Below are 20,000 nucleotides of genomic sequence, written 5' to 3' on the forward strand. Positions count from 1 at the left end.
TGCCATAGGTAAACACGAAGTTCGGCTGCGTGAGCATGGTCCCAGTATGCCGTGGCACCGGGCGCCGTCCAAGCGGGACCGGATGGTGAGACGGGCGCCCGGGGGCCGACCCCGGGAGGTCCGGCCCCCGGCGGCGACGGGAGGGCACTTTCGCCCACCCCGTTAGAATCGGTACCACAGCCCCCTGTCAAGCCGCCGGAAGGCAACCCGTGTCATCAGCGACCCCCGCTGCCGCCGCCCCCGACACCGTCCTGGTCGTCGACTTCGGCGCGCAGTACGCCCAGCTCATCGCCCGTCGCGTCCGCGAGGCCCGGGTCTACAGCGAGATCGTGCCGAGCACCATGCCGGTCGAGGAGATGCTCGCCAAGAACCCGGCGGCCATCATCCTCTCCGGCGGCCCCTCGTCGGTCTACGAGGAGGGCGCCCCGACCGTCGACCGCTCCCTGTTCGAGGCCGGCGTCCCCGTCTTCGGCATGTGCTACGGCTTCCAGCTGATGGCCGAGGCCCTCGGCGGCAGGGTGGACAACACCGGGGCCCGTGAGTACGGCCGTACGGCGCTGACCGTCTGCAGGCCGTCCTCCACCCTCTTCGAGGGCACCCCCGCCGAGCAGTCCGTCTGGATGTCCCACGGCGACGCCTGCTCAGCCGCCCCCGAGGGCTTCGCCGTCACGGCGTCCACGGACGTCGTGCCGGTCGCCGCCTTCGAGAACGACGAGCGCAAGCTCTACGGCGTCCAGTACCACCCGGAGGTCATGCACTCCACGCACGGCCAGCAGGTCCTCGAGCACTTCCTGTACCGCGGCGCGGGCCTGAGTCCCACCTGGACCACCGGCAACGTGATCGAGGAGCAGGTCGAGGCGATCCGCGAGCAGGTCGGCACCAGGCGCGCCATCTGCGGGCTCTCCGGCGGCGTGGACTCCGCCGTCGCCGCCGCCCTCGTCCAGAAGGCCATCGGCTCCCAGCTGACCTGCGTGTACGTCGACCACGGCCTGATGCGCAAGGGCGAGACCGAGCAGGTCGAGAAGGACTTCGTCGCGGCCACCGGCGTCCAGCTGAAGGTCGTCGACGCGGAGGAGCGGTTCCTCACCGCGCTCAAGGGTGTCTCCGACCCCGAGGAGAAGCGGAAGATCATCGGCCGCGAGTTCATCCGGGTCTTCGAGCAGGCCCAGGCCGAGATCATCGCCGAGGCCGGCGAGAGCGGCGAGCCGGTCGAGTTCCTCGTCCAGGGCACCCTCTATCCGGACGTCGTCGAGTCCGGCGGCGGCACCGGCACGGCCAACATCAAGTCCCACCACAACGTGGGCGGCCTGCCCGAAGACCTCGAATTCCAGCTGATCGAACCGCTCCGCAAGCTCTTCAAGGACGAGGTGCGGATGGTCGGCCAGGAGCTCGGCCTCCCCGAGGAGATCGTCCAGCGCCAGCCCTTCCCGGGCCCCGGCCTCGGTATCCGTATCGTCGGCGAGGTCACCAAGGAGCGGCTCGACCTGCTCCGCGACGCCGACGCCATCGCCCGCGAGGAGCTGACCGCGGCCGGCCTCGACCGCGAGATCTGGCAGTGCCCGGTGGTCCTGCTCGCCGACGTCCGCAGCGTCGGTGTCCAGGGCGACGGCCGGACGTACGGCCACCCGATCGTCCTGCGCCCGGTCTCGTCCGAGGACGCCATGACCGCCGACTGGTCCCGGCTCCCGTACGACGTGCTCGCGAAGATCTCGACCCGGATCACCAACGAGGTCCGCGACGTCAACCGCGTCGTCCTCGACGTGACCTCGAAGCCGCCGGGCACGATCGAGTGGGAGTGACCCCGGCGACGTCCCGGGTCACCTCCGCCTGAGAGCGCGCACCGGCTCTCCGGGCTTCCAGATCTCGACGACCAGACAGGTGTCGTCCTCGACGAAGGTCCGCACGACCTCCGTCAGCTCGGTGCGGAAGAGGTGGAACGGCTGCGGCGGTTCCACCTCTCTCACATACGCGCCCTTCGTCCGGCCGTCCTCGACCTCGACCGCCCGGCCGCAGATCCGCACGTCACCGCCGCCCATCCCGGTTCCCGGCCCGGGGTTCGCCTGCAGCGCGAAGCGCGGGTCGCGCCGCAGGTCCAGCGCCTTCAGCGAGCCCGGCATCATGCCGAGCCACAACTCGCCGCGCAGGAAGCGGACCTCGATACCGGTGGTGCGCGGCGAGCCGTCCCTGCGGAGGGTCGCCAGGACGTGATGGGTGAAGGCACCGAAGCGCGCCCCGGCGGTCGCGGCGAGTTCGGGTTCGGCGGCGGCGAAAGCAGACCAGCTCACAGGGCTCCTCAAACTCATGCGGCCGAGTCTCGCGCCCATTCCCGACATCTTCTGTCCGGTATCCCGGGCAGTATCAGGGCCGGGGCGGGGGCGCGTGGAGGCACGTAACGGTTGCGCACTCTCTTCACCGAACGCCCCTGTTCTCGTGTGGAAACCGACGGTAACTTCCGCTCCGTAAAGGAACCCAGTGCTGGAGGACACATGCACGGGCCGACCCCACCGCTGCCCCTGCCCACCGATCAGCTGCAGTTCGCCATGCCGCCGATGCACGAATCCCCGGCCGACGAGCGGCAGCACCGCAAGGAGCGGCTGGCCGGAGCGCTGCGCATCTTCGGACGGCTCGGCTTCGAGGACGGGGTCTCCGGGCACATCACCGCGCGCGACCCGGAGTTCACCGACTGCTTCTGGGTCAACCCGTTCGGAATGCCGTTCCGGCACGTCACCGTGAGTGATCTGGTGCTGGCCAACCAGGACGGGCAGGTGATCGAGGGCCGCTACCACGTGAACCAGGCGGCGTTCACCGTGCACGCCCAGGTCCACGCCGCCCGCCCGGACGTCGTCGCCGTCGCCCACTGCCATTCGGTGCACGGCCGGGCCCTCGCGGCGCTCGGCGACCTGCTGGATCCCATCACGCAGGAGTCCTGCGCCTTCTACGAGGACCACGCCGTCTACGACGCCTACACCGGCGTGGCCGTGGACGCCGAGGAGGGCCGCCGGATCGCCGCCGCGCTCGACACGCGCAAGGCGCTCGTCCTGCGCAACCACGGGCTGCTGACCGTCGGCGACTCGGTGGACGCGGCCGCCTGGTGGTTCCTGTCGATGGAACGCTCCTGCCAGGTGCAACTCACCGCGAAGGCGGCGGGTCGGCCCGTCCTGATCGACCACAAGCAGGCGGCGGCGACACGGGAACAACTGGGCGGGGACCTGGTGGCCTGGATCAACTACCAGCCGCTGTGGCAGGACATCAGCCGCAGCGAGCCCGATCTGCTGCGCTGACGGCTCCGCGGGGCCGACGGATCTGCCCGGCGGAGCCACCCGCCGAGTCCAGGGCTTCGCCGGACGTCGTCAGAAGCCGCGCAGAACGGCCGCCTTCGTGGTCGCGAACTCCTCGTCCGTGAGGACGCCCGCGCGGTGCAGTTCACCCAACTCCCGCAAACGGCGCAGCAGTATGTCGTGGTGGTCGGCCGACGGCGCAACGGCGTCCGGCCGCGGACGCTCCGCACCGTCCGGGGCACGGGCCGACGGGTGCGGCAGCCGGGCGGTGACCGCGGTGGCCACGAGGGCCGTGAGCAGGTCACGGCGGCTGCTGCCCCACAGGTCGAGGGCGTACGGATCCTTCTCGGGCGGCAGCTTCGAGAACACCGTCTCCTGTGTGACGAAGCGCACGAACCCGTCCTCGTGACCGGAGTTGGGCAGCCACTCGACCTGGACCAGGTCCCCTGTGCTGATGATCCGCGGGCCGGTCGCGCGCTTGACCCGATCGGAGCTCTCGCTCCAGTCGATGCGCACCCGGGCGCCGTCGAAGGAGACGGTTCCGTCGCTGGAACGCACCGAGACGGGAACCGGCGGGCCCGGCAGGAGGTAGGTCCTGGCCGGTTCCTTGGGAATCTGCTCCAGCAGCAGGGAGTGGCGGATCTCCTCGGCGACGTACTCGGCGGCGCCGGAGCGGTCGACGGCCACGGTCAGCCGGTACGGATCCGCCCCGTCCGGCAGGCGCCCACCGGTCGCCTGGAGCAGCGGATCGGCGCCCTCGCGCAGCCGGAGCCGGAGTCGGCCGCGCTTGCGCTCGGGCTCGAAGACGACCCCGGCGATCGCCTCCAGAGGCACGGCGATCTCCCCGTACGTCTGCCGGAACAGCGGCACCGAGCGATGGAGCCCCGGCGTGATCCGGACCGTACTGCCGTCGAAGGCCCAGGTCCCGTCGCGCTGGATGATCTCGGCCATACGGAAATTCTCGCAGCCGGGTCAACAGGGGCTAAACAGAGGCTTTTCGACGCTGGTCAACCGAGGATTCGTTCTTTCACCCGTCCTGACCGGACCTGGCGGACGCGTGTGGGGTTTCGTACGGCACAATTCGCTGTCGTCGCACGGCTGTTGTGCGGCGTGGCCGTCCGCCGGTCGTACGAACGACGTGCCCGGCCGGGCGGAGGCGTCCGGTCGTGCGGTGGCCGGGCGCGATGTGGTGATCCGGCGCGGGAAGGCGGCAGCGGGCGTGGCGGTGCAGGAGGCGAGGCAGGGCGCGGGGCTCGGGAGCGGTCCGGGTGCGCACGAGAGTGGCTGCACCTGCGGGGACGGCCCGCACGGCGCGCGCGCGGGACACCGGCGCGCGGTCGCCGAATTCCTGGCGAAACGGGAGGAGTTCGCCTCCGGGCGGGGGCTGCCCGCGGCGGTCGCGTACTCCGCGTCCGCGTCCCGCCAATGGGTGTCCGACGAGCTGACCCAGTCCGCCGACCTCGTCGCCGAGCGGAGCCGGGCCGACGGCGAGGCCTGGCTCGGCCGGCTGTGGCGGCGTACGGCCGTCGCGGTGTGGGGCGCGGTGGGCGTCCTGCTGGTGGCGCAGGCGCTGACGGCGATCGGCGCCGGGTGGACCGTGGCGCGGACGGCCGGGCTGCTCGCGGCCGTGCTGCTGGGTGCCGCGCTGACCGTCGCGGGATATCTGCACCGGGCGCGCGGCGGGGCGCTCGCGCCCGTCATCGGGGAGGACAACCGGCTGTCGACCTCCCGTGCGGTGGCGGCTGCTTGGGTGCTGTTCGTGGTGTATGCGCTGCTGGTACTGGTCGGCGAGCTGGCGGCGGCCTCGGCGCACGGCAGGCGCGACGCGCTGATCGCCGGGCTCGACCTCGCACGCGGGGTGGGTGTGGTGACCGTGGTCGCGGTCGTGTGCGGGATCGCGGTCCTGGTGCGGCGGGTGGTCGGGCTGCGGGTCCTCGGCCAGCGCCTGCAGAAGGTGGGTGCCGACCGTCCGCGGGCGGCGGACCTGCTGACCGACGACTCGGGGCGGGGCGCTTTCGCGGACACCCAGTACGTGGTGGTCAGCGCGGTCGCCCTGGCCTTCGCGGTGGTGCGGCTGGCCCGCCGCCCCGACCAACTGCCCGATCTGCCATGGGGACTCGCGCTGCTGGTGCTGGTGTCGGCCGCCACGTATCTCGCCGGGAAGTACGCGGAGGGAGGCCGTCCGGTGGTGCTCTCGGTGGTCCGGGCGCGGGAGGTCGGCGACCTGGACGCGCCGATCCGCACGGGTGACGACATCGAGATCCGCGGTGCGGGCTTCGTCCCGCCCGGTGCCCAGACGGCCGACCGTCTCTCCCGGATGGTCGTCCGTATCGGCACGGTTCACGTCCATGTCCCCCTGGTCCCGGTCCCCGGCGGCTTCAGCAACCCGACGGACACGCTCCTGACGGTGCCGGTACCGGCGGACGTGGAGCCCGGGAGGGTGGATGTCCAGGTGGTGACGGCCGCGGGGGTGGAGACGAACCGGGTGACGATCGACGTGCCGGAGTGAGAGCGACCGAGCCGGCCCCGGGGAATCCCGAGCCGACCGCTGGAAATGTGCCGCGCGGTGCTTGAGCGGTTGCCCCCTTTCGTACGTATGGTCTGCTGAGGAGTCAACGGCAGGGCGGGCGAGAGGCGGCGACCACGATGACGCATGGCATGCGCATGGACTCCCACACCTCCTACCTCGACGAGGGCCGAGCCTGGCGGGAAACCGCCGGCCGCTACGCCCTGCTCCCCCTGCGCGTCTTCCTCGGCGTCACCTTCATCTACGCGGGCCTGGACAAGCTCACCAACAGCGCCTTCCTGCACGACTCCGGCTCCGGTTCGATCGGCGAACTGATGCAGAGCGTGCGCGGCTCGTCGGCGATCCCGGCCCTGGTCGACCTGGCGCTGAAGAACCCCGTCGGCTTCGGCCACGCCATGGCCTTCGGTGAACTGGCCGTCGGCATCGGCACGCTCCTCGGCCTGCTGGCCCGCATCGCCGCGCTCGGCGGCGCGCTGATCTCGCTGAGCCTGTGGCTGACCGTGAGCTGGGCCTCAACCCCGTACTACTACGGCAACGACCTCGCCTACCTGATGGCCTGGCTCCCGCTGGTCCTGGCCGGCGCGCCGGTTCTCTCCGTGGACGCCGCCATCCGCGCGCGACGACGGCGACGCGTGGGCGGATACCGGTAGGCCCGTACTCCCGGGCCACGGAGCCGTCGTCCGCTCCTTCCGGGCTATGGAGCCGTCGTCCGCTCCTTCCGGGCTATGGAGCAGTCGCTCCCTCCTGTTCGCCGTGCACGTCTCCGTGGGCCCTGCGGCCCCTGCGTATCGCGCGGGTCAGCAGGCCCGTCACGGCCGCCAGGCACAGACCGCCGCCGACGATCGGGATGATCGCGAACCACGGCGTCTCCCAGGCGCCGCTCGCGTCACCGAGGTAGAGGACACCCGCGACGGTCAGGGCGAGGCCGGCTATCAGCCGGCCGGGCTGGAACTCATGACGCAGCACGGGTCACCTCCACCTGGCCCACGCCGACCTCCAGGCTGAGGCCGAGCGTGGCCGTGTTCTTCGCCCCCGAGGCGGGGGAGAGCGTCACCTGCTTGTGCCTGCCCGGCTTCACGTCCACGTCCTTGGTGGAGTCGCCCGGCAACCGGATGTCGCCGAGACCTGTGTCGATCGTCAGCTTCACCGTGGCGTCCTTCGGGAGCACCACCTTGAGCCGACCCACGCCCACCTCCGCCCGGGTCGTCACCGTCCGGTCCTTGGCGAGTCCCAGATGGCTGAGGTCCAGGGTGCCGACGCCCGTGCCCAGGTCGTACGTCCCTCGGACGGTCGCCGCCGAGGCCGGTGCCCAGGTCGTGCGCGTCCAGTGCGTACCGATGTCCTTCGGGAGGGCCGCGGACCCGGCGAGCAGGCCGGCCGTGAGCACCGCGAGGAAGATCGAGCCCGCTCCCGTGCGCCCCAGGAACGAGCTGACCGCCATGCCCGCGCCGAGGACGACGAGCGCGCATGCCAGGCCCGTCTGCAGACTTGTGCCGAGGGCCTGGCCGTCCCAGGTCATACCGGTGCCGAGGCCGCCCGCGAGCAGGGCGAACAGAAACACCCAGCCGCCGATCCAGCGCGGTCCGCGGGGCCTCGGCTGCTGCGCGGTGCGTATCCGCCGGTCGTACGACGAGCCACGGGCGATGTCGACCGCCGCCGCCACGTCACGGCCGGGCGTGTTGCTCGGGCCCCACAGATAACCCGTGCCGCCCACGTGGGTGCCGTCCTTGACGATGGGGTCGCGCCACCAGGAGGGGTAGGCGGTGGGGACGGGAGGCGCCGTCGCCTCCGGCGGGGCGTCGGCCACGGCCTGCGCGGCCAGCGGATCGGGGTCCGAGGCGCCGCGGTACCGCGACCAGTACGCCGCGCCCGCGAGCAGCAGGGACAGGACGGCGGCGAAACTCAGCAACCCGCCGTTCCTGAGCATCGACAGGAAGACACCGCAGCCGACCAGGGCGAAGAGGACCGCGGCCAGGCCCTGGCCGTCTACGCGACCCGTCAGCAGCTTGCGGATCTCGTTCTCCTCCTCGTCCTCGTAGGGGATCAGGAGCCAGACGAACCCATAGAAGATCAGTCCGAGGCCGCCCGTCGCGGAGAGCACCGCGAGCACGATCCGGAAGATGACCGGATCCATGTCGTACTGCCGGGCCAGGCCCGAGCAGACACCCGCCAGCATCTTGAACCGCCGGTCCCGCCGGAACCCCCCCTGCCTCTCGGCCGCCGCGTCGTCGCGCCCGGCGGCGTCTTGGCGTCCGGACGCGTCCGGCCTGCCGCGGGCATGGTCGCGGGCGTGCGCGTCCGCGCCCGCGGCCCCGCGCGCTCCCGCGGCGGCGCGTGGCGCGTCCTGAGGAGTGGACCGGGCGCCCCCCTCCGCGGCGGGGCCGGACCCGGCCGCGGGGCCGTGCCCCGCGCCGGGGCCCCGGCCCGCTGCCGCGTGCTGCTGATCTGTCATGCGTCCATGGTCCCTGGCGTGGCCGTGCTGCGGCAGTCGGGACGACCCTGGCCGAACCCTGAAATCTGACTGATGGCTGCCGGGGGAAGTGTTCGATCACCACGGAGTCGAAGATCAGGGGAGTCTAGGGGGCCGACCCTGATGTCCGGGCTGCTCGGTCGTGTGACCATCGATGGCATGCCGGACGTCGCTGCACTGCCCCTCGCCGACCCGCGGCCGCCGCGCAAGCTCTACCGCAGCAGCGACGGACGCTGGCTCGGGGGCGTGGCGCGGGGCCTGGCCGGACATCTCGGGCTGCCCGTGATCTGGGTGCGCCTCGTCTTCGTCGGCCTCATCATGGCGGACGGCCTCGGCGCGCTGCTGTACGCCGCGTTCTGGTTCTTCGTCCCGCTCGGCGTCGGCGGCGTCGACGACCGGCGCTCTCCGACCCTGGTCGGCACCGAGAGCTCGCCCGACGGCCGCCGCAGACTGGTCGCCCGCAAGCCCGACCGCGGCCAGATCGTCGCCCTGCTCCTCATGGTCGTCGTGGCGCTGACCTTCGTGGGCAGCGTGAACCTCGGCGGCGGCGCCAAGGCGTACCTCATTCCGGCCGTCCTGGTCGCGGCGGGCGTCGCCCTCGTCTGGCGTCAGGCGGACAACGCACGGCGCGCCCGCTGGATGGAGGTCGGCAGCCGTCGGCGCACCCTCACCCTGCTGCGTGCCGCGGCCGGGGTCCTCCTGGTCACCGCGGGTGTCTCCGGCATCTTCGTGCTGCAGGGCTCCGCGGCCCACCTCGGCTCTGTCCTGCAGGCGGCCCTCGCCGTCCTCGTCGGCATCACGCTGCTCGCCGGGCCGTACCTGGTCCGGATGACCCAGGACCTCTCCGAGGAGCGCCTGATGCGTATCCGCGCCCAGGAGCGCGCGGAGGTCGCCGCCCATGTCCACGACTCGGTCCTGCACACCCTGACCCTGATCCAGCGCAACGCGGAGAACGTGAACGAGGTGCGCCGCCTGGCCCGCGCCCAGGAGCGCGACCTGCGCGCCTGGCTGTACAACCCCGAGGGCACCGGCAAGGACGAGGCCGAGGAGCCGGACACCCTCGCGGAGGCGGTCCGGCGCAACGCGGCGGAGGTGGAGGACAAGCACGGCGTCCCCATCGAGGTCGTCATCGTCGGCGACTGCCCCCTCGACGAGCGGATCACCGCACAGATGCAGGCCGCGCGCGAAGCGATGGTGAACGCCGCCAAGTACGGTGGCGACGGCGGTGCCGTCCAGGTCTACGCCGAGGTCGAGGGCAAGACGGTCTTCGTGTCCGTCCGCGACCGCGGTCCCGGCTTCGACTTCGACGCGATACCCGCCGACCGCATGGGTGTCAGAGAATCGATCATCGGCCGGATGGAGCGCAACGGCGGTACGGCACGGCTGCGCGCGGTTCCGGACGGCGGCACGGAGGTCGAACTGGAGATGGAGAGGGCGGAGGGCACGTCATGAGTGACGCGTACGGGTCGACCGGGCAGGCAGGTTCCGACGAGTCGGCGGCGGCCGGTGACAGCGCGGGCGGCCGGCGTGTACGGGTCGTGCTCGTGGACGACCACCGTATGTTCCGTACGGGCGTGCAGGCCGAGATCGGGCAGACCGAGCGGACGGGCGTGGAGGTCGTGGGCGAGGCCGCGGATGTCGACCAGGCGGTCTCGGTGATCACGGCGACGCGGCCCGAGGTGGTCCTCCTCGACGTCCATCTGCCGGGCGGCGGCGGGGTCGAGGTGCTGCGTCGCTGCGCCTCGTTGACGGCCGACACCGAGCGGCCCGTCCGGTTCCTCGCGCTGTCCGTGTCGGACGCCGCCGAGGACGTGATCGGCGTGATCCGCGGTGGTGCCCGGGGCTATGTCACCAAGACGATCACCGGCTCGGACCTCGTGGACTCCATCTTCCGCGTGCAGGACGGCGACGCGGTGTTCTCGCCCCGCCTGGCCGGCTTCGTCCTCGACGCCTTCGCCTCGACCGACGCCCCGCCGGTCGACGAGGACCTCGACCGTCTCACCCAGCGCGAGCGCGAGGTCCTGCGCCTCATCGCCCGCGGCTACGCGTACAAGGAGATCGCCAAGCAGCTGTTCATCTCGGTGAAGACGGTCGAGTCCCATGTCTCGGCGGTCCTGCGCAAGCTCCAGCTGTCGAACCGCCATGAGCTGACACGCTGGGCGGCGGCTCGCAGGCTGGTGTGACGGTCACCCGCCGAGCGGGTGAGGTATACGCGCCGAGCGCGCACAGCGGCTCACACCACCCGGGTGGCCCCCGCGAACGGCATCTCGTCGATCGGTGCCAGCCGCACCGGTGCCGATGGGTTCGGGGCGTGGATCATCTGGCCGTGGCCCACATAGATCCCCACGTGGCTGACCCCGGAGTAGAAGAACACCAGGTCACCGGGGAGGAGTTCGGAGCGCGGGACGCGGCGGCCCGCGCCGATCTGGGCGTACGTCGTCCGGGGCAGCGAGATGCCCGCCGAGTGGTACGCGGCCTGCACCAGGCCCGAGCAGTCGAAGGCGTCGGGACCGGTGGCGCCCCAGACATAGGGGCTGCCGAGCTTGCCGTACGCGTACGCCACCGCGGCAGCGGCCCGTGCCCCGGGCGCCTCCGCGGCCGCCGCGGAGGGCGACACCGGCCCGAGGAGGTCCCGCCCCGCGGACCGCGCCGATCGTCCCGCGCTGCCGTCCGCCGTGAGCTGTGCCCGCTGCTCCCGCGTCAGCCTGGACAGCAGCCCTCGCGCCTCGCCCAGCTTCTCGGTGACCGTCCGCTTCTGCCGCCGCAGCTCCGCCTGCCGCGACTTCAGGGAGGCAAGTTCCACCCGGGCAGCGCCGCGCAGCCGCTCGATCTCCCGTAACTGGTCGCGGACACGCGCCACGGCCGCCGCCTGCCGGCTGTCGACGCGCTCGGCGAACGCGGCGTCGTCGAGGTACCGCGCGGGGTCCGAGGAGAGCAGAAGCCGCACCGAGGGGTCGAGGCCCCCTTCGCGGTACTGCGCCGCCGCGGCCGAGCCGAGCGCCTCGCGCGCCGAAGCGAGTTGGTCCGTCCGCCGAGCCGCCTCGTCCCGCAGCCCGTTGAGCCGTTGCGCCGCCTCGTCGGCCTTCTCCTTAGCCCCGTCGTACTTCTCGGTGGCGACCTCGGCCTCCTGATACAGCTTGTCCACCTTGGCCTTGACCTGGGCCGGCGAGAGGGTCGGCTCGGCGTGCCCGGTTCCGTCGAAGCCGGTCGCGGACGCCGCTCCCGCGAGGGCGATCGTGACGGCGGTGCGGGTCGTGCCGCCGCCGAACGCTCGCTGTCTGGGCTTGCGGTGCGCTGCCACCTGGACGACACGTCCTTTCGTACGACCGCCGGGGCCACGGGCGGTGCCATGCGTCCGGCGGCGGCCTGCACAGGGGAAGCGAGCCGCCGCCGGACCTTTCTCGGCGGTGGTGTCCGACGGCCGCCCCTGGCCCGGGCGGCGGTGGGGAGCCGGTCACCTGGTGGAGGACGCTATGCCTCGGCGTGATGACATCGTGACGCGATGTACGGAACTGGCGGGAGGGGACTGCCGGTGACCGCATGTGACCGTGATCCCGTCACGCGGTCGCCGACTTCACGCTGTGTGATGACCGATGCGGCGGTTCCGCGGCACCAGGTGGTGACGGAGTGCTATGGGGCGCATATATGCGAGCACGCGGCCATATGCGAGCACGCGGCCATGTCGTGGGGGGCGCGTGCGACCGCCGTCACATCCGCAGGGCCGGTGGCAGGGGCCCACGGGCCCCTGGTTAGGCTCCGGCCCCATGGACGTACTCATCCATCTCTTCGTCGGCCTGCACATCGTCGGCATCGCCGCGCTTCTCGGCGGCTTCCTCACCCAGATGAAGGCGATGGGCCAGGGCACGGCGCGTTTCGTGCCCGGAATGCTGCACGGCGCGCTGACCATGCTGGTCACGGGTGTCGCCCTGGTCGGCATCAACCAGGCGGACCACCACTCGGTCAACGCCATCAAGATCGGCATCAAGCTGGCCCTGCTGATCGTGATCCTCGGACTCGTCTACGTGAAGCGTGACGAGGTGCGGGTCGAGAAGCCCCTCTTCGCCGCCGTCGGCGCGCTGACCATCGTGAACATCTTCATCGCGGTGCTGTGGACCTGACGGGTCCCAGGCCGGAGCGGACGGCTCCGGCGAGGACCGCGCACCAGACGGCCACCGCGATCCACAGCAGGACCCGGCCGGGGCCGCGCAGCCACGGCACCCCCAGGGAGGTGGCGACGGACAGTGCCGCCACCGCCGTCATTCCCATCGGGAAGACGGTCGCCCAGCGCCGCACGTCGTAGTGGGGCCGTGGCCACCGCAGTTCGGCCGCCGCCAGCACGCAGAAGCAGCCACAGGCGAGGGCGAGGAGGCCGACCGTGACGGCGCGCAGGACGTCGTCGTCGTCGTTGTTCCAGAGGTAGAGCCCACTGTGCGCGGCGGCGAAGAGCCTGGACCCGGCCACCGCGGAGAGGGCGAGCGCACCGTCCGCCAGCCAGTGGTCCCCGGCGCCTGTCGCCACCTGCCGGGGGTCGAAACACCACAGGCCGACCGCGTAGAGCACCAGGCCGAGCCAGAAGAACACCAGCGCCGTGTGCGCGAGCCACGCCACCCGCTCCGCCGCGGCGAGCACCGCCCCCAGCACCGCGATCCCCTCCGTCGCCACGCACCCGAGGAACACCGCACCCGACATCCGGCGCTTCCAGTTCCCCACGGCCGGGAGGATCAGGGCCGCCCACAGCGCGACGGCCGCCGCGAGCAGCGCCTCCGCGAGCCGCTGCCGTCCCAGGGCGGACACCCGCGTACCCAGCACGGTCGTCGCCGCGACCGCGGTGAGCGCGGCCGGGGAGCGCACCTCGACCGGCCACCGGCCGCGTTCCCACAGCAGCCGTAGGACGAAGTCGGTCGCGAGCCCCAGCCAGGCAACGGCCGCCAGAACCAGGGCGACAGTGGAGAGGACCTCGTACCCGCTCAGGTGCAGCCCGACGGAGAGGACGCCGGTCGCCATCACGGCGGCCCCGGTGGCGGGCGGACGCTGCGCCCACCAGGTGCGGAGCGCGGAGGTGCCTGACATGCGCCCGATGCTAGGGACGCACAGGCGGGTTGCGTACGGGGCACGCGCGCAGGGAGTCCGAAAACAACCCCGCGCGCGCGGCGCGCGGGTTGCCGTTGCAGATGTGGATGCCGAAGTGGCTGATGGCGTCAGTTTCGAACGGTGATGGACTGCCGGATGGTCGATACCGGAAGATCACCGGGCCACGCGGCGATCCCGAAGGCCGAGTTCTCGGGGTGGCGGTCGGTTGTCAGTGAGGCGCCCTAGACTCGGAGAGCGATGAGCAGCCTCTTTGACGACAGCTTCCTGGCGGACCTCAAGGCCACCTCGGCCCACGAGGAGGAGCCCGCGCCGCCCGAGGACGATCATGTTCCGGAGCCGGTTCCGGACGATCTGTTCGGAGGGAAGTTCGACATGCCGCCGGACCGTGACATGTACTACCGCGACGGCGCGCCGCGCCCGGCAATCGACCCCCAGGCGCTGCTCCAGGGGCTGAACGAGAACCAGCGCGCGGCCGTCGTGCACGCCGGCTCCCCCCTGCTCATCGTCGCCGGCGCCGGCTCCGGCAAGACCCGCGTGCTCACGCACCGCATCGCGTATCTGCTGGCCGAGCGGGGCGCGCACCCCGGCCAGATCCTCGCGATCACCTTCACCAACAAGGCCGCGGGCGAGATGAAGGAGCGTGTCGAGCAGCTCGTCGGCCCGCGCGCGAACGCGATGTGGGTGATGACCTTCCACAGCGCGTGCGTCCGCATCCTGCGCCGGGAGAGCAAGAAGCTCGGCTTCACCTCCTCCTTCTCGATCTACGACGCCGCCGACAGCAAGCGTCTGATGGCGCTGGTCTGCCGCGACCTGGACCTCGACCCCAAGCGCTTCCCGCCCAAGGCCTTCAGCGCGAAGATCTCCAACCTGAAGAACGAGCTGATCGACGAGGAGGACTTCGCCGCCCAGGCCGCCGACGGCTTCGAGAAGACCCTCGCCCAGGCGTACGCGCTCTACCAGTCGCGGCTGCGTGAGGCGAACGCGCTCGACTTCGACGACCTGATCATGACGACGGTCAACCTGCTGCGCGCCTTCCCCGACGTCGCCGAGCACTACCGCCGCCGCTTCCGCCATGTGCTCGTGGACGAGTACCAGGACACCAACCACGCCCAGTACGCCCTGGTGCGCGAGCTCGTCGGCACCTCCGAGCACCCGGTCGACGTGCCGCCCGGCGAGTACGACCTCCCGCCTGCCGAACTGTGCGTCGTCGGTGACGCCGACCAGTCGATCTACGCCTTCCGCGGCGCGACCATCCGCAACATCCTCCAGTTCGAGGAGGACTACCCGGACGCCACGACGATCCTCCTGGAGCAGAACTACCGCTCCACACAGACGATCCTGAGCGCCGCCAACGCGGTCATCGAGCGCAACGAGTCCCGCCGCCCCAAGAACCTGTGGACCAACGCGGGCGCGGGCGCGCGCATCACCGGCTATGTCGCCGACACCGAGCACGACGAGGCGCAGTTCGTCGCCGATGAGATAGACCGCCTCACCGACACGGGTGAGGCGAAGGCCGGCGACGTCGCCGTCTTCTACCGGACGAATGCCCAGTCCCGTGTCTTCGAAGAGGTCTTCATCCGCGTCGGCCTGCCCTACAAGGTCGTCGGCGGCGTCCGCTTCTACGAGCGCAAGGAGGTCCGGGACGTCCTGGCGTACCTGCGGGTGCTGGCGAACCCGGAGGACTCCGTGCCGCTGCGGCGGATCCTGAACGTGCCGAAGCGGGGGATCGGCGAGCGCGCCGAGGCGATGATCGACGCCCTGGCCCAGCGGGAGAAGATCAGCTTCCCGCAGGCGCTGCGCCGCGTGGACGAGGCGTACGGCATGGCGGCCCGCTCGACGAACGCGGTCAAGCGGTTCAACGCGCTGATGGAGGACCTGCGGACGATCGTGGAGTCGGGCGCCGGACCGGCCACGGTCCTGGAGGCGATCCTGGAGCGCACCGGCTATCTGGCCGAGTTGCAGGCCTCCACCGACCCCCAGGACGAGACCCGGATCGAGAACCTGCAGGAACTCGCCGCCGTGGCCCTGGAGTTCGAGCAGGAACGCGGCGAGGGTGAGTCGAGCACCCTGGCGGACTTCCTGGAGCAGGTCGCCCTGGTCGCCGACTCCGACCAGATCCCCGACGAGGAGGAGGGCGACGGCGTCATCACGCTGATGACCCTCCACACCGCCAAGGGCCTGGAGTTCCCGGTGGTGTTCCTGACCGGCATGGAGGACGGTGTCTTCCCGCACATGCGTGCGCTCGGCCAGACCAAGGAGCTGGAGGAGGAGCGGCGCCTGGCGTACGTCGGCATCACACGCGCCCGGGAGCGGCTGTACCTCACGCGCTCGGCCATGCGCAGCGCCTGGGGCCAGCCCTCGTACAACCCGCCCTCCCGTTTCCTGGAGGAGATCCCCGACCAGCACGTCGAGTGGAAGCGGACCGGAGCCTCCTCCGCCCCCCTGTCGGCCGGTCCGGTCTCCGGTGTGGCGGCCTCGCTGTCGTCCTCCCGGTCGCGGTCCTCGGCGGCGGGCGCGTCCGGCTTCGCCACGCGCCGGGGCGGTGCGACGGAGAGGCCGGTGATCCCCCTGGCGGTCGGTGACCGCGTCACGCACGACCAGTTCGGTCTCGGGACCGTCGTCGGCGTGAAGGGCACGGGCGCGAACGCGGAGGCGACGATCGACTTCGGAGACGCGAAGCCGAAGCGGTTGCTGCTGCGGTACGCGCCGGTGGAGAAGCTGTAGTCCGCACAGCGAAGCCCCCGCCGAACGGCGGGGGCTCACGGAGGAGTTGATCAGGTCGGGTCCAGCCCGTGGCTTCGCAGCCAGGGCAGCGGGTCTATCGCGGCGCCGCCGCTCGGCCGCACCTCGAAGTGCAGATGCGGGCCGGTCGAGTTGCCGGAGTTGCCGGAGTACGCGATCGGCTGGCCGGCCTTCACGGTCGTACCGGACGGGACCTGGTAGCTGGAGAGGTGGCAGTACCACGTCTCCGTACCGTCCTTCGCGGTCACGATCAGCATGTTGCCGTAGGCGCTGTTCCACTGCGTACGGACAGTGCCGTCGGTCGCGGCCATCACCGTCGTGCCGTACGCGACCGGGAAGTCGATACCGGTGTGCACGGACATCCAGTTGACGCCCGCCTGGCCGAAGTAGGCGCTGAGCCCCCTCTGCGTGACCGGCAGGACGAACTTCGGCCGCAGCCGCTCCTTGAGGGCCGCCTCCGCCGCCGCCTTCTTGTGCTCGGCCACCTGCTGGGCCTTGAGGTCGATGCGTTCCTGCGTGCGGCTCGCCCGGTCCGCGAAGTCGTTCGCACCCGCCGAGAGGCTTTCGAGCTGGGAGTCCAGCTTGTTGTTGGCGGTGGACGGCTTCACCGCAGCCGCGTCGGACGCGTCGGCCGTCGTGTTCTTGCCGTCGCTCCCGCCCACGCCGACGGACGCGGCGGCGATCCCGGCGACCCCCATCACGCACACCGACGGCACGGCGACCGTCAGCAGCGCGGAACGCTTCGCCGGGGTACGGCGCCGGGACCGGCCGACGGCGCGGGACGCGGCCCGCGAGGCCGGGAGCGGAGTGATCTCTTCCTGGTCCTCGAGCAGCGGAGTCTCGCCGGGCGTCTCCCGGACGTCCGCCAGCGCGCCGTCGCCGTCGGCCGGTCGCTCGTACGCGAACTGCTCGAAGGTGGCGGTGGCCTGCTGGTCGAAGGGCTCGGCCCGGTCGAAGGTGGCGGTGGCCTGCCGGTCGTAGGGCTCGGCCCGGTCGAACGTGGCCGTGGCCTGCTGGTCGTAGGTCTCGGCGCCGACCTGCTCGAAGGTCTCCGTCACGGTCGCCGCGTCCGTCGCCGTGGAGTGCTGGTCATGGGTCTCGTGCGCGGCGGTGCCGCCCGAGTTCCACTGCGTGGCGTCGTACGCACCCGTGTCGAAGGCCTGTGTGCCCCATTCCCATTGCTGGGTCTGGCCGGTCGACCGGTCGGCCTCCAGCCACGCGTGCGCGTCCCACTGCCCCGTGGCATCGGGGGCCGAGGCCTGCGCGGGAATGCCGGCGAGCTGCTGATAGCCGGCCGCCCAGGCCGTCGTGTCATGGACACCCGTGTCGAACGCGGCGTGGTGCTGCGCGGCGTACGGGTCGTAGTTCGGCGTGTGGTACGTGCCGGTGCCCAGGGTCTGGTGGCTGCCCGTGGACCACTGGCCGGCGTCGTACGAAGCGGTCGGGCCGGAGCCCGGGAAGTCGCCGAAGAGAGGGTCGGACGCGAAGGGCGCGGCCGTATGGCCGCCGGTGTCGAAAGCGATCGCCGCGGGGTCGGTGTACGTCGTGAAGTCACCGTAGTGGCCGCCCTGCTGCCCGTACGACGCGTAGTGCGCCGAGTCGGCATCGGAGGCCGGTGCCGGGGGAGTTGCGGTCCCCGACGGGTGACGGTCGTTCACCAACTTCTCTTTCGCCTCGACAACAGGGGCTGGCAGAGCAGTGCGGTGACTGTACCCGGCGGTATGCGGGCGCGACAATCTTCGGCAGGTTTCCCGCGGGCAGGAAACGGGCATTCGGCCGTGTTTCGGCGGTCCCCGCCAAGGCTTTGATTCTGCGTTCGATGAATGTTCGATGGCGTGCGGGTGTCCGGGGGTTGTCGGGCCGCGGTATCGGGGATGTGCGGGCGCCGTGCCGGGCGTTGCCGTCCGCTGCGCCGGACGCGCCCTCGATGTCACGCCACGGTCAGGCCGTTGGTGTGCGCGGCGGCGGGCGCCCCCGGCTGTTCGAGGTCGAGTGCCTGCCGGATCCCGGCCGCGACCGCGGGGTGCACCGGCAGGGCGAGGTGGCCGATGCCACTCACCCGGATGTTCTGCGCCGACAGGTCCGGGTGCTCGACGCAGGCCGACTCCAGCGGATCCATCAGCGGATCCAGATCGCTCCAGAAGCTCACGAACTGCGTACGGCACCCCGGGGCCGGACCGCGCAGCTCCTCGATCAGTTCCGAGCCCGGGCGCATCTGGCGGACGATGGGATGCGCGTTGGCGAGCGGCGCCACCCGGGTGCCGGAGTGCGGAGTGCCCAGGGTGACGAGCGTACGGACGTGGAGGTCGCCGCCCAGGCGCTGCACGTAGTACCGCGCGATCAGCCCGCCCAGGCTGTGCCCGACGATGTCCACCCGCGGCTGCCCGGTGCGCTCGCAGATCTCCTCGATGTGCCGACCGAGCAGCTTGGCGGCGGTGCGTATGTCCCACGTCCACGGAGAGTAATTGAGTGACTCGATGTGCTGCCGGCCGTGCTGTGCGAGGTTGCGGCGCAACAGGACGAAGACCGAGCGGTTGTCGATGAACCCGTGCAGCAGGACGACCGGGGGCTTGGGCCTGGCGGGGAGCGTGGTGGTGTCCGGAGGGGGCGGGAGCGCGGCGGAACGACGCTCCTGGATGATGCCCGAGGGGTAGAGCAGCAGGTGTCCGGCGAGGATCGCGAGCTCCAGGGCGGTCGCCTTCAGCAGGGCCATGGAGAGTCCGGCCAGCCTGGTGGGGAGCAGGTACTGGCAGAGCGGAAGAAGGGGCTCGACTGCCCGGGTGACCTTCATGGCCGACCTCCCGTCGGCGCACGCGAGGACGCCTCTGTCCCCCGTGTGCCCTTGTGGAAAGCCGTGACGGCGGTGGCCTGCGGGGCGGGTGCCGGAGTTGAGGCCGTGCCGCGGGGTGCGGCGCGTGCGACGCCGGTCGTGACGGGCGCCTTCTCGTCGTGATGACGCGACCCCGCCCGTCCTGGTGGCGTGGTTCCCGTCCTCCTCGTACGGGTGTGGCTCCCCGCTGTCGTGCCCTTGCATTCCTTTCGCCGGCGAGCCCCACCACGCCGCCCTGCTGCCCGAGCGGTGGTGCGGCCGCCTCGTTGCGGCTCTCCTTGCGCACGATCCCCTCAGTCCACGGCGCGCGAACCGCTACTGCTGCGGCGCGTGTGCCGCGGGGAGGGGGGACCCTGCGCGGCGAACGTGTCCCATTGTGTGATTTCCCCCTCGGTCGCCACCGTGAAACTGCCGGTTGCGGGATGCTGGCGATAACGTTCGTTCACTTCCCCGGTCGGTGCGGCGCGGGGCGCCTGCGCCGTGAGGCGTGCGGTGGGCGGTGGGCGTGGTCCGCACGGGCTGTGCCGACCGTGCGGTCGCGTGTCCGCCGATGGGGTGATGTGGCGGCAAGGCGGTACGTCGGTACAGGGTGGAGTAGTCGCTTCATGGAGGCAGTGATGGGTGTGGCAGCCGGTCCGATCCGCGTGGTGGTGGCCAAGCCGGGGCTCGACGGCCATGATCGCGGGGCCAAGGTGATCGCGCGGGCGCTGCGCGATGCGGGTATGGAGGTCATCTACACCGGCCTTCACCAGACGCCCGAGCAGATCGTCGACACGGCGATCCAGGAGGACGCCGACGCGATCGGGCTGTCGATCCTGTCCGGCGCGCACAACACGCTGTTCGCCGCGGTGATCGAGCTGCTGAAGCAGCGGGACGCGCAGGACATCCTGGTCTTCGGCGGCGGGATCATCCCCGAGGGGGACATCCCCCTGCTGAAGGAGAAGGGCGTCGCGGAGATCTTCACGCCCGGCGCGACCACCGCGTCGATCGTCGACTGGGTACGGGCGAACGTACGGCAGCCGGCGGGGGCGTAGCACTACCGCGAGCGAGCCGTCTCGCCCA

At 71.6% G+C, this 20,000-nt stretch carries 17 protein-coding genes; 9 read left to right on the top strand and 8 right to left on the bottom strand.

From position 1 onward, the window contains the following. Positions 1–209: 209 nt before the first annotated feature. Positions 210–1,799, top strand: coding sequence for a glutamine-hydrolyzing GMP synthase (guaA, locus tag ASC56_RS22160; RefSeq protein ID WP_055493233.1), 1,590 nt, complete (start codon positions 210–212; stop codon positions 1,797–1,799). 18 nt (positions 1,800–1,817) lie between these two features. Here the strand turns inward: guaA and ASC56_RS22165 are convergent, their stop codons facing one another. Beyond that, positions 1,818–2,303, bottom strand: a complete 486-nt coding sequence (locus tag ASC56_RS22165) for a pyridoxamine 5'-phosphate oxidase family protein (protein WP_055493234.1) — start codon at positions 2,301–2,303, stop codon at positions 1,818–1,820. A 183-nt stretch (positions 2,304–2,486) separates the two neighbouring features. Here ASC56_RS22165 and ASC56_RS22170 point away from each other — a divergent pair, with 183 nt between their 5' ends. Continuing rightward, positions 2,487–3,281 (top strand): class II aldolase/adducin family protein, encoded by a 795-nt coding sequence (locus tag ASC56_RS22170; RefSeq protein WP_055493235.1) that lies wholly within the window; start codon positions 2,487–2,489, stop codon positions 3,279–3,281. Positions 3,282–3,350: 69 nt separating this feature from the next. On the opposite strand, the gene ASC56_RS22175 is transcribed toward ASC56_RS22170, so the two are convergent. Continuing rightward, complete coding sequence (locus ASC56_RS22175) at positions 3,351–4,229, bottom strand: DUF4429 domain-containing protein (protein WP_055493236.1); 879 nt, start codon at positions 4,227–4,229, stop codon at positions 3,351–3,353. A gap of 268 nt (positions 4,230–4,497) precedes the next feature. On the opposite strand from ASC56_RS22175, the gene ASC56_RS22180 reads away from it, so the two are divergent. Next, the gene (locus tag ASC56_RS22180) at positions 4,498–5,787 is read left to right on the top strand and encodes a hypothetical protein (RefSeq protein ID WP_055493386.1); all 1,290 of its coding nucleotides are present in this window, start codon (positions 4,498–4,500) and stop codon (positions 5,785–5,787) included. Between the two features lie 137 nt (positions 5,788–5,924). Then, positions 5,925–6,455 (top strand): DoxX family protein, encoded by a 531-nt coding sequence (locus ASC56_RS22185; RefSeq protein ID WP_055493237.1) that lies wholly within the window; start codon positions 5,925–5,927, stop codon positions 6,453–6,455. A 73-nt stretch (positions 6,456–6,528) separates the two neighbouring features. Here ASC56_RS22185 and ASC56_RS22190 read toward each other — a convergent pair whose 3' ends face one another. Beyond that, the gene (locus ASC56_RS22190; RefSeq protein ID WP_055493238.1) at positions 6,529–6,771 is read right to left on the bottom strand and encodes a hypothetical protein; all 243 of its coding nucleotides are present in this window, start codon (positions 6,769–6,771) and stop codon (positions 6,529–6,531) included. Further along, entirely contained in the window at positions 6,758–8,257 is a 1,500-nt protein-coding gene (locus ASC56_RS22195) for a PspC domain-containing protein (protein WP_055493239.1), read from the bottom strand. Before ASC56_RS22195 ends, ASC56_RS22190 begins: the two co-directional genes overlap by 14 nt. Before the next feature lie 177 nt (positions 8,258–8,434). On the opposite strand from ASC56_RS22195, the gene ASC56_RS22200 reads away from it, so the two are divergent. Both ASC56_RS22200 and ASC56_RS22205 read left to right on the top strand, forming a co-directional pair. Beyond that, complete coding sequence (locus tag ASC56_RS22200) at positions 8,435–9,727, top strand: ATP-binding protein (RefSeq protein WP_107309323.1); 1,293 nt, start codon at positions 8,435–8,437, stop codon at positions 9,725–9,727. Continuing rightward, on the top strand, positions 9,724–10,458 hold the full coding sequence (locus ASC56_RS22205; protein ID WP_055493241.1) for a response regulator transcription factor: 735 nt from the start codon (positions 9,724–9,726) through the stop codon (positions 10,456–10,458). Before ASC56_RS22200 ends, ASC56_RS22205 begins: the two co-directional genes overlap by 4 nt. Before the next feature lie 50 nt (positions 10,459–10,508). Here the strand turns inward: ASC56_RS22205 and ASC56_RS22210 are convergent, their stop codons facing one another. Beyond that, positions 10,509–11,576: a C40 family peptidase gene (locus ASC56_RS22210; RefSeq protein ID WP_055493242.1), complete on the bottom strand. Its 1,068-nt coding sequence runs from the start codon at positions 11,574–11,576 to the stop codon at positions 10,509–10,511. Positions 11,577–12,039: 463 nt separating this feature from the next. Here ASC56_RS22210 and ASC56_RS22215 point away from each other — a divergent pair, with 463 nt between their 5' ends. Next, complete coding sequence (locus tag ASC56_RS22215; RefSeq protein ID WP_055493243.1) at positions 12,040–12,393, top strand: hypothetical protein; 354 nt, start codon at positions 12,040–12,042, stop codon at positions 12,391–12,393. Here the strand turns inward: ASC56_RS22215 and ASC56_RS22220 are convergent. Then, positions 12,371–13,345 carry a tellurite resistance/C4-dicarboxylate transporter family protein gene (locus ASC56_RS22220; protein ID WP_055493244.1) on the bottom strand — a complete coding sequence of 325 codons (975 nt, stop codon included), beginning with the start codon at positions 13,343–13,345 and terminating at the stop codon, positions 12,371–12,373. The two genes, ASC56_RS22215 and ASC56_RS22220, sit on opposite strands and share 23 nt — an antisense overlap. 258 nt (positions 13,346–13,603) lie before the next feature. Between ASC56_RS22220 and pcrA the strand changes: the two genes are divergently transcribed. After that, positions 13,604–16,090, top strand: a complete 2,487-nt coding sequence (gene pcrA / locus ASC56_RS22225) for a DNA helicase PcrA (protein ID WP_055493245.1) — start codon at positions 13,604–13,606, stop codon at positions 16,088–16,090. A gap of 50 nt (positions 16,091–16,140) precedes the next feature. Here the strand turns inward: pcrA and ASC56_RS22230 are convergent, their stop codons facing one another. After that, a complete protein-coding gene (locus ASC56_RS22230; RefSeq protein WP_055493246.1) occupies positions 16,141–17,766 on the bottom strand; it encodes a M23 family metallopeptidase in 1,626 nt (541 codons plus the stop codon). Positions 17,767–18,038: 272 nt separating this feature from the next. Then, entirely contained in the window at positions 18,039–18,899 is an 861-nt protein-coding gene (locus ASC56_RS22235) for a triacylglycerol lipase (RefSeq protein ID WP_055493247.1), read from the bottom strand. 656 nt (positions 18,900–19,555) lie between these two features. Between ASC56_RS22235 and ASC56_RS22240 the strand changes: the two genes are divergently transcribed. Continuing rightward, positions 19,556–19,972 (top strand): cobalamin B12-binding domain-containing protein, encoded by a 417-nt coding sequence (locus ASC56_RS22240; protein ID WP_055493248.1) that lies wholly within the window; start codon positions 19,556–19,558, stop codon positions 19,970–19,972. Positions 19,973–20,000: the final 28 nt, after the last annotated feature.

This window comes from Streptomyces sp. TP-A0356 (assembly GCF_001417775.1).
Taxonomy (GTDB): Bacteria; Actinomycetota; Actinomycetes; order Streptomycetales; family Streptomycetaceae; genus Streptomyces.

Coding starts and splice junctions, on each gene's coding strand:
- pcrA (WP_055493245.1), top strand. CDS start 13,604: ATGAGCAGCCTCTTTGACGACAGCTTCCTGGCGGACCTCAAGGCCACC.
- ASC56_RS22215 (WP_055493243.1), top strand. CDS start 12,040: ATGGACGTACTCATCCATCTCTTCGTCGGCCTGCACATCGTCGGCATC.
- ASC56_RS22185 (WP_055493237.1), top strand. CDS start 5,925: ATGACGCATGGCATGCGCATGGACTCCCACACCTCCTACCTCGACGAG.
- ASC56_RS22165 (WP_055493234.1), bottom strand. CDS start 2,303: ATGAGTTTGAGGAGCCCTGTGAGCTGGTCTGCTTTCGCCGCCGCCGAA.
- ASC56_RS22205 (WP_055493241.1), top strand. CDS start 9,724: ATGAGTGACGCGTACGGGTCGACCGGGCAGGCAGGTTCCGACGAGTCG.
- ASC56_RS22240 (WP_055493248.1), top strand. CDS start 19,556: ATGGGTGTGGCAGCCGGTCCGATCCGCGTGGTGGTGGCCAAGCCGGGG.
- ASC56_RS22220 (WP_055493244.1), bottom strand. CDS start 13,345: ATGTCAGGCACCTCCGCGCTCCGCACCTGGTGGGCGCAGCGTCCGCCC.
- ASC56_RS22195 (WP_055493239.1), bottom strand. CDS start 8,257: ATGACAGATCAGCAGCACGCGGCAGCGGGCCGGGGCCCCGGCGCGGGG.
- ASC56_RS22235 (WP_055493247.1), bottom strand. CDS start 18,899: ATGAAGGTCACCCGGGCAGTCGAGCCCCTTCTTCCGCTCTGCCAGTAC.
- ASC56_RS22200 (WP_107309323.1), top strand. CDS start 8,435: ATGCCGGACGTCGCTGCACTGCCCCTCGCCGACCCGCGGCCGCCGCGC.
- ASC56_RS22170 (WP_055493235.1), top strand. CDS start 2,487: ATGCACGGGCCGACCCCACCGCTGCCCCTGCCCACCGATCAGCTGCAG.
- ASC56_RS22175 (WP_055493236.1), bottom strand. CDS start 4,229: ATGGCCGAGATCATCCAGCGCGACGGGACCTGGGCCTTCGACGGCAGT.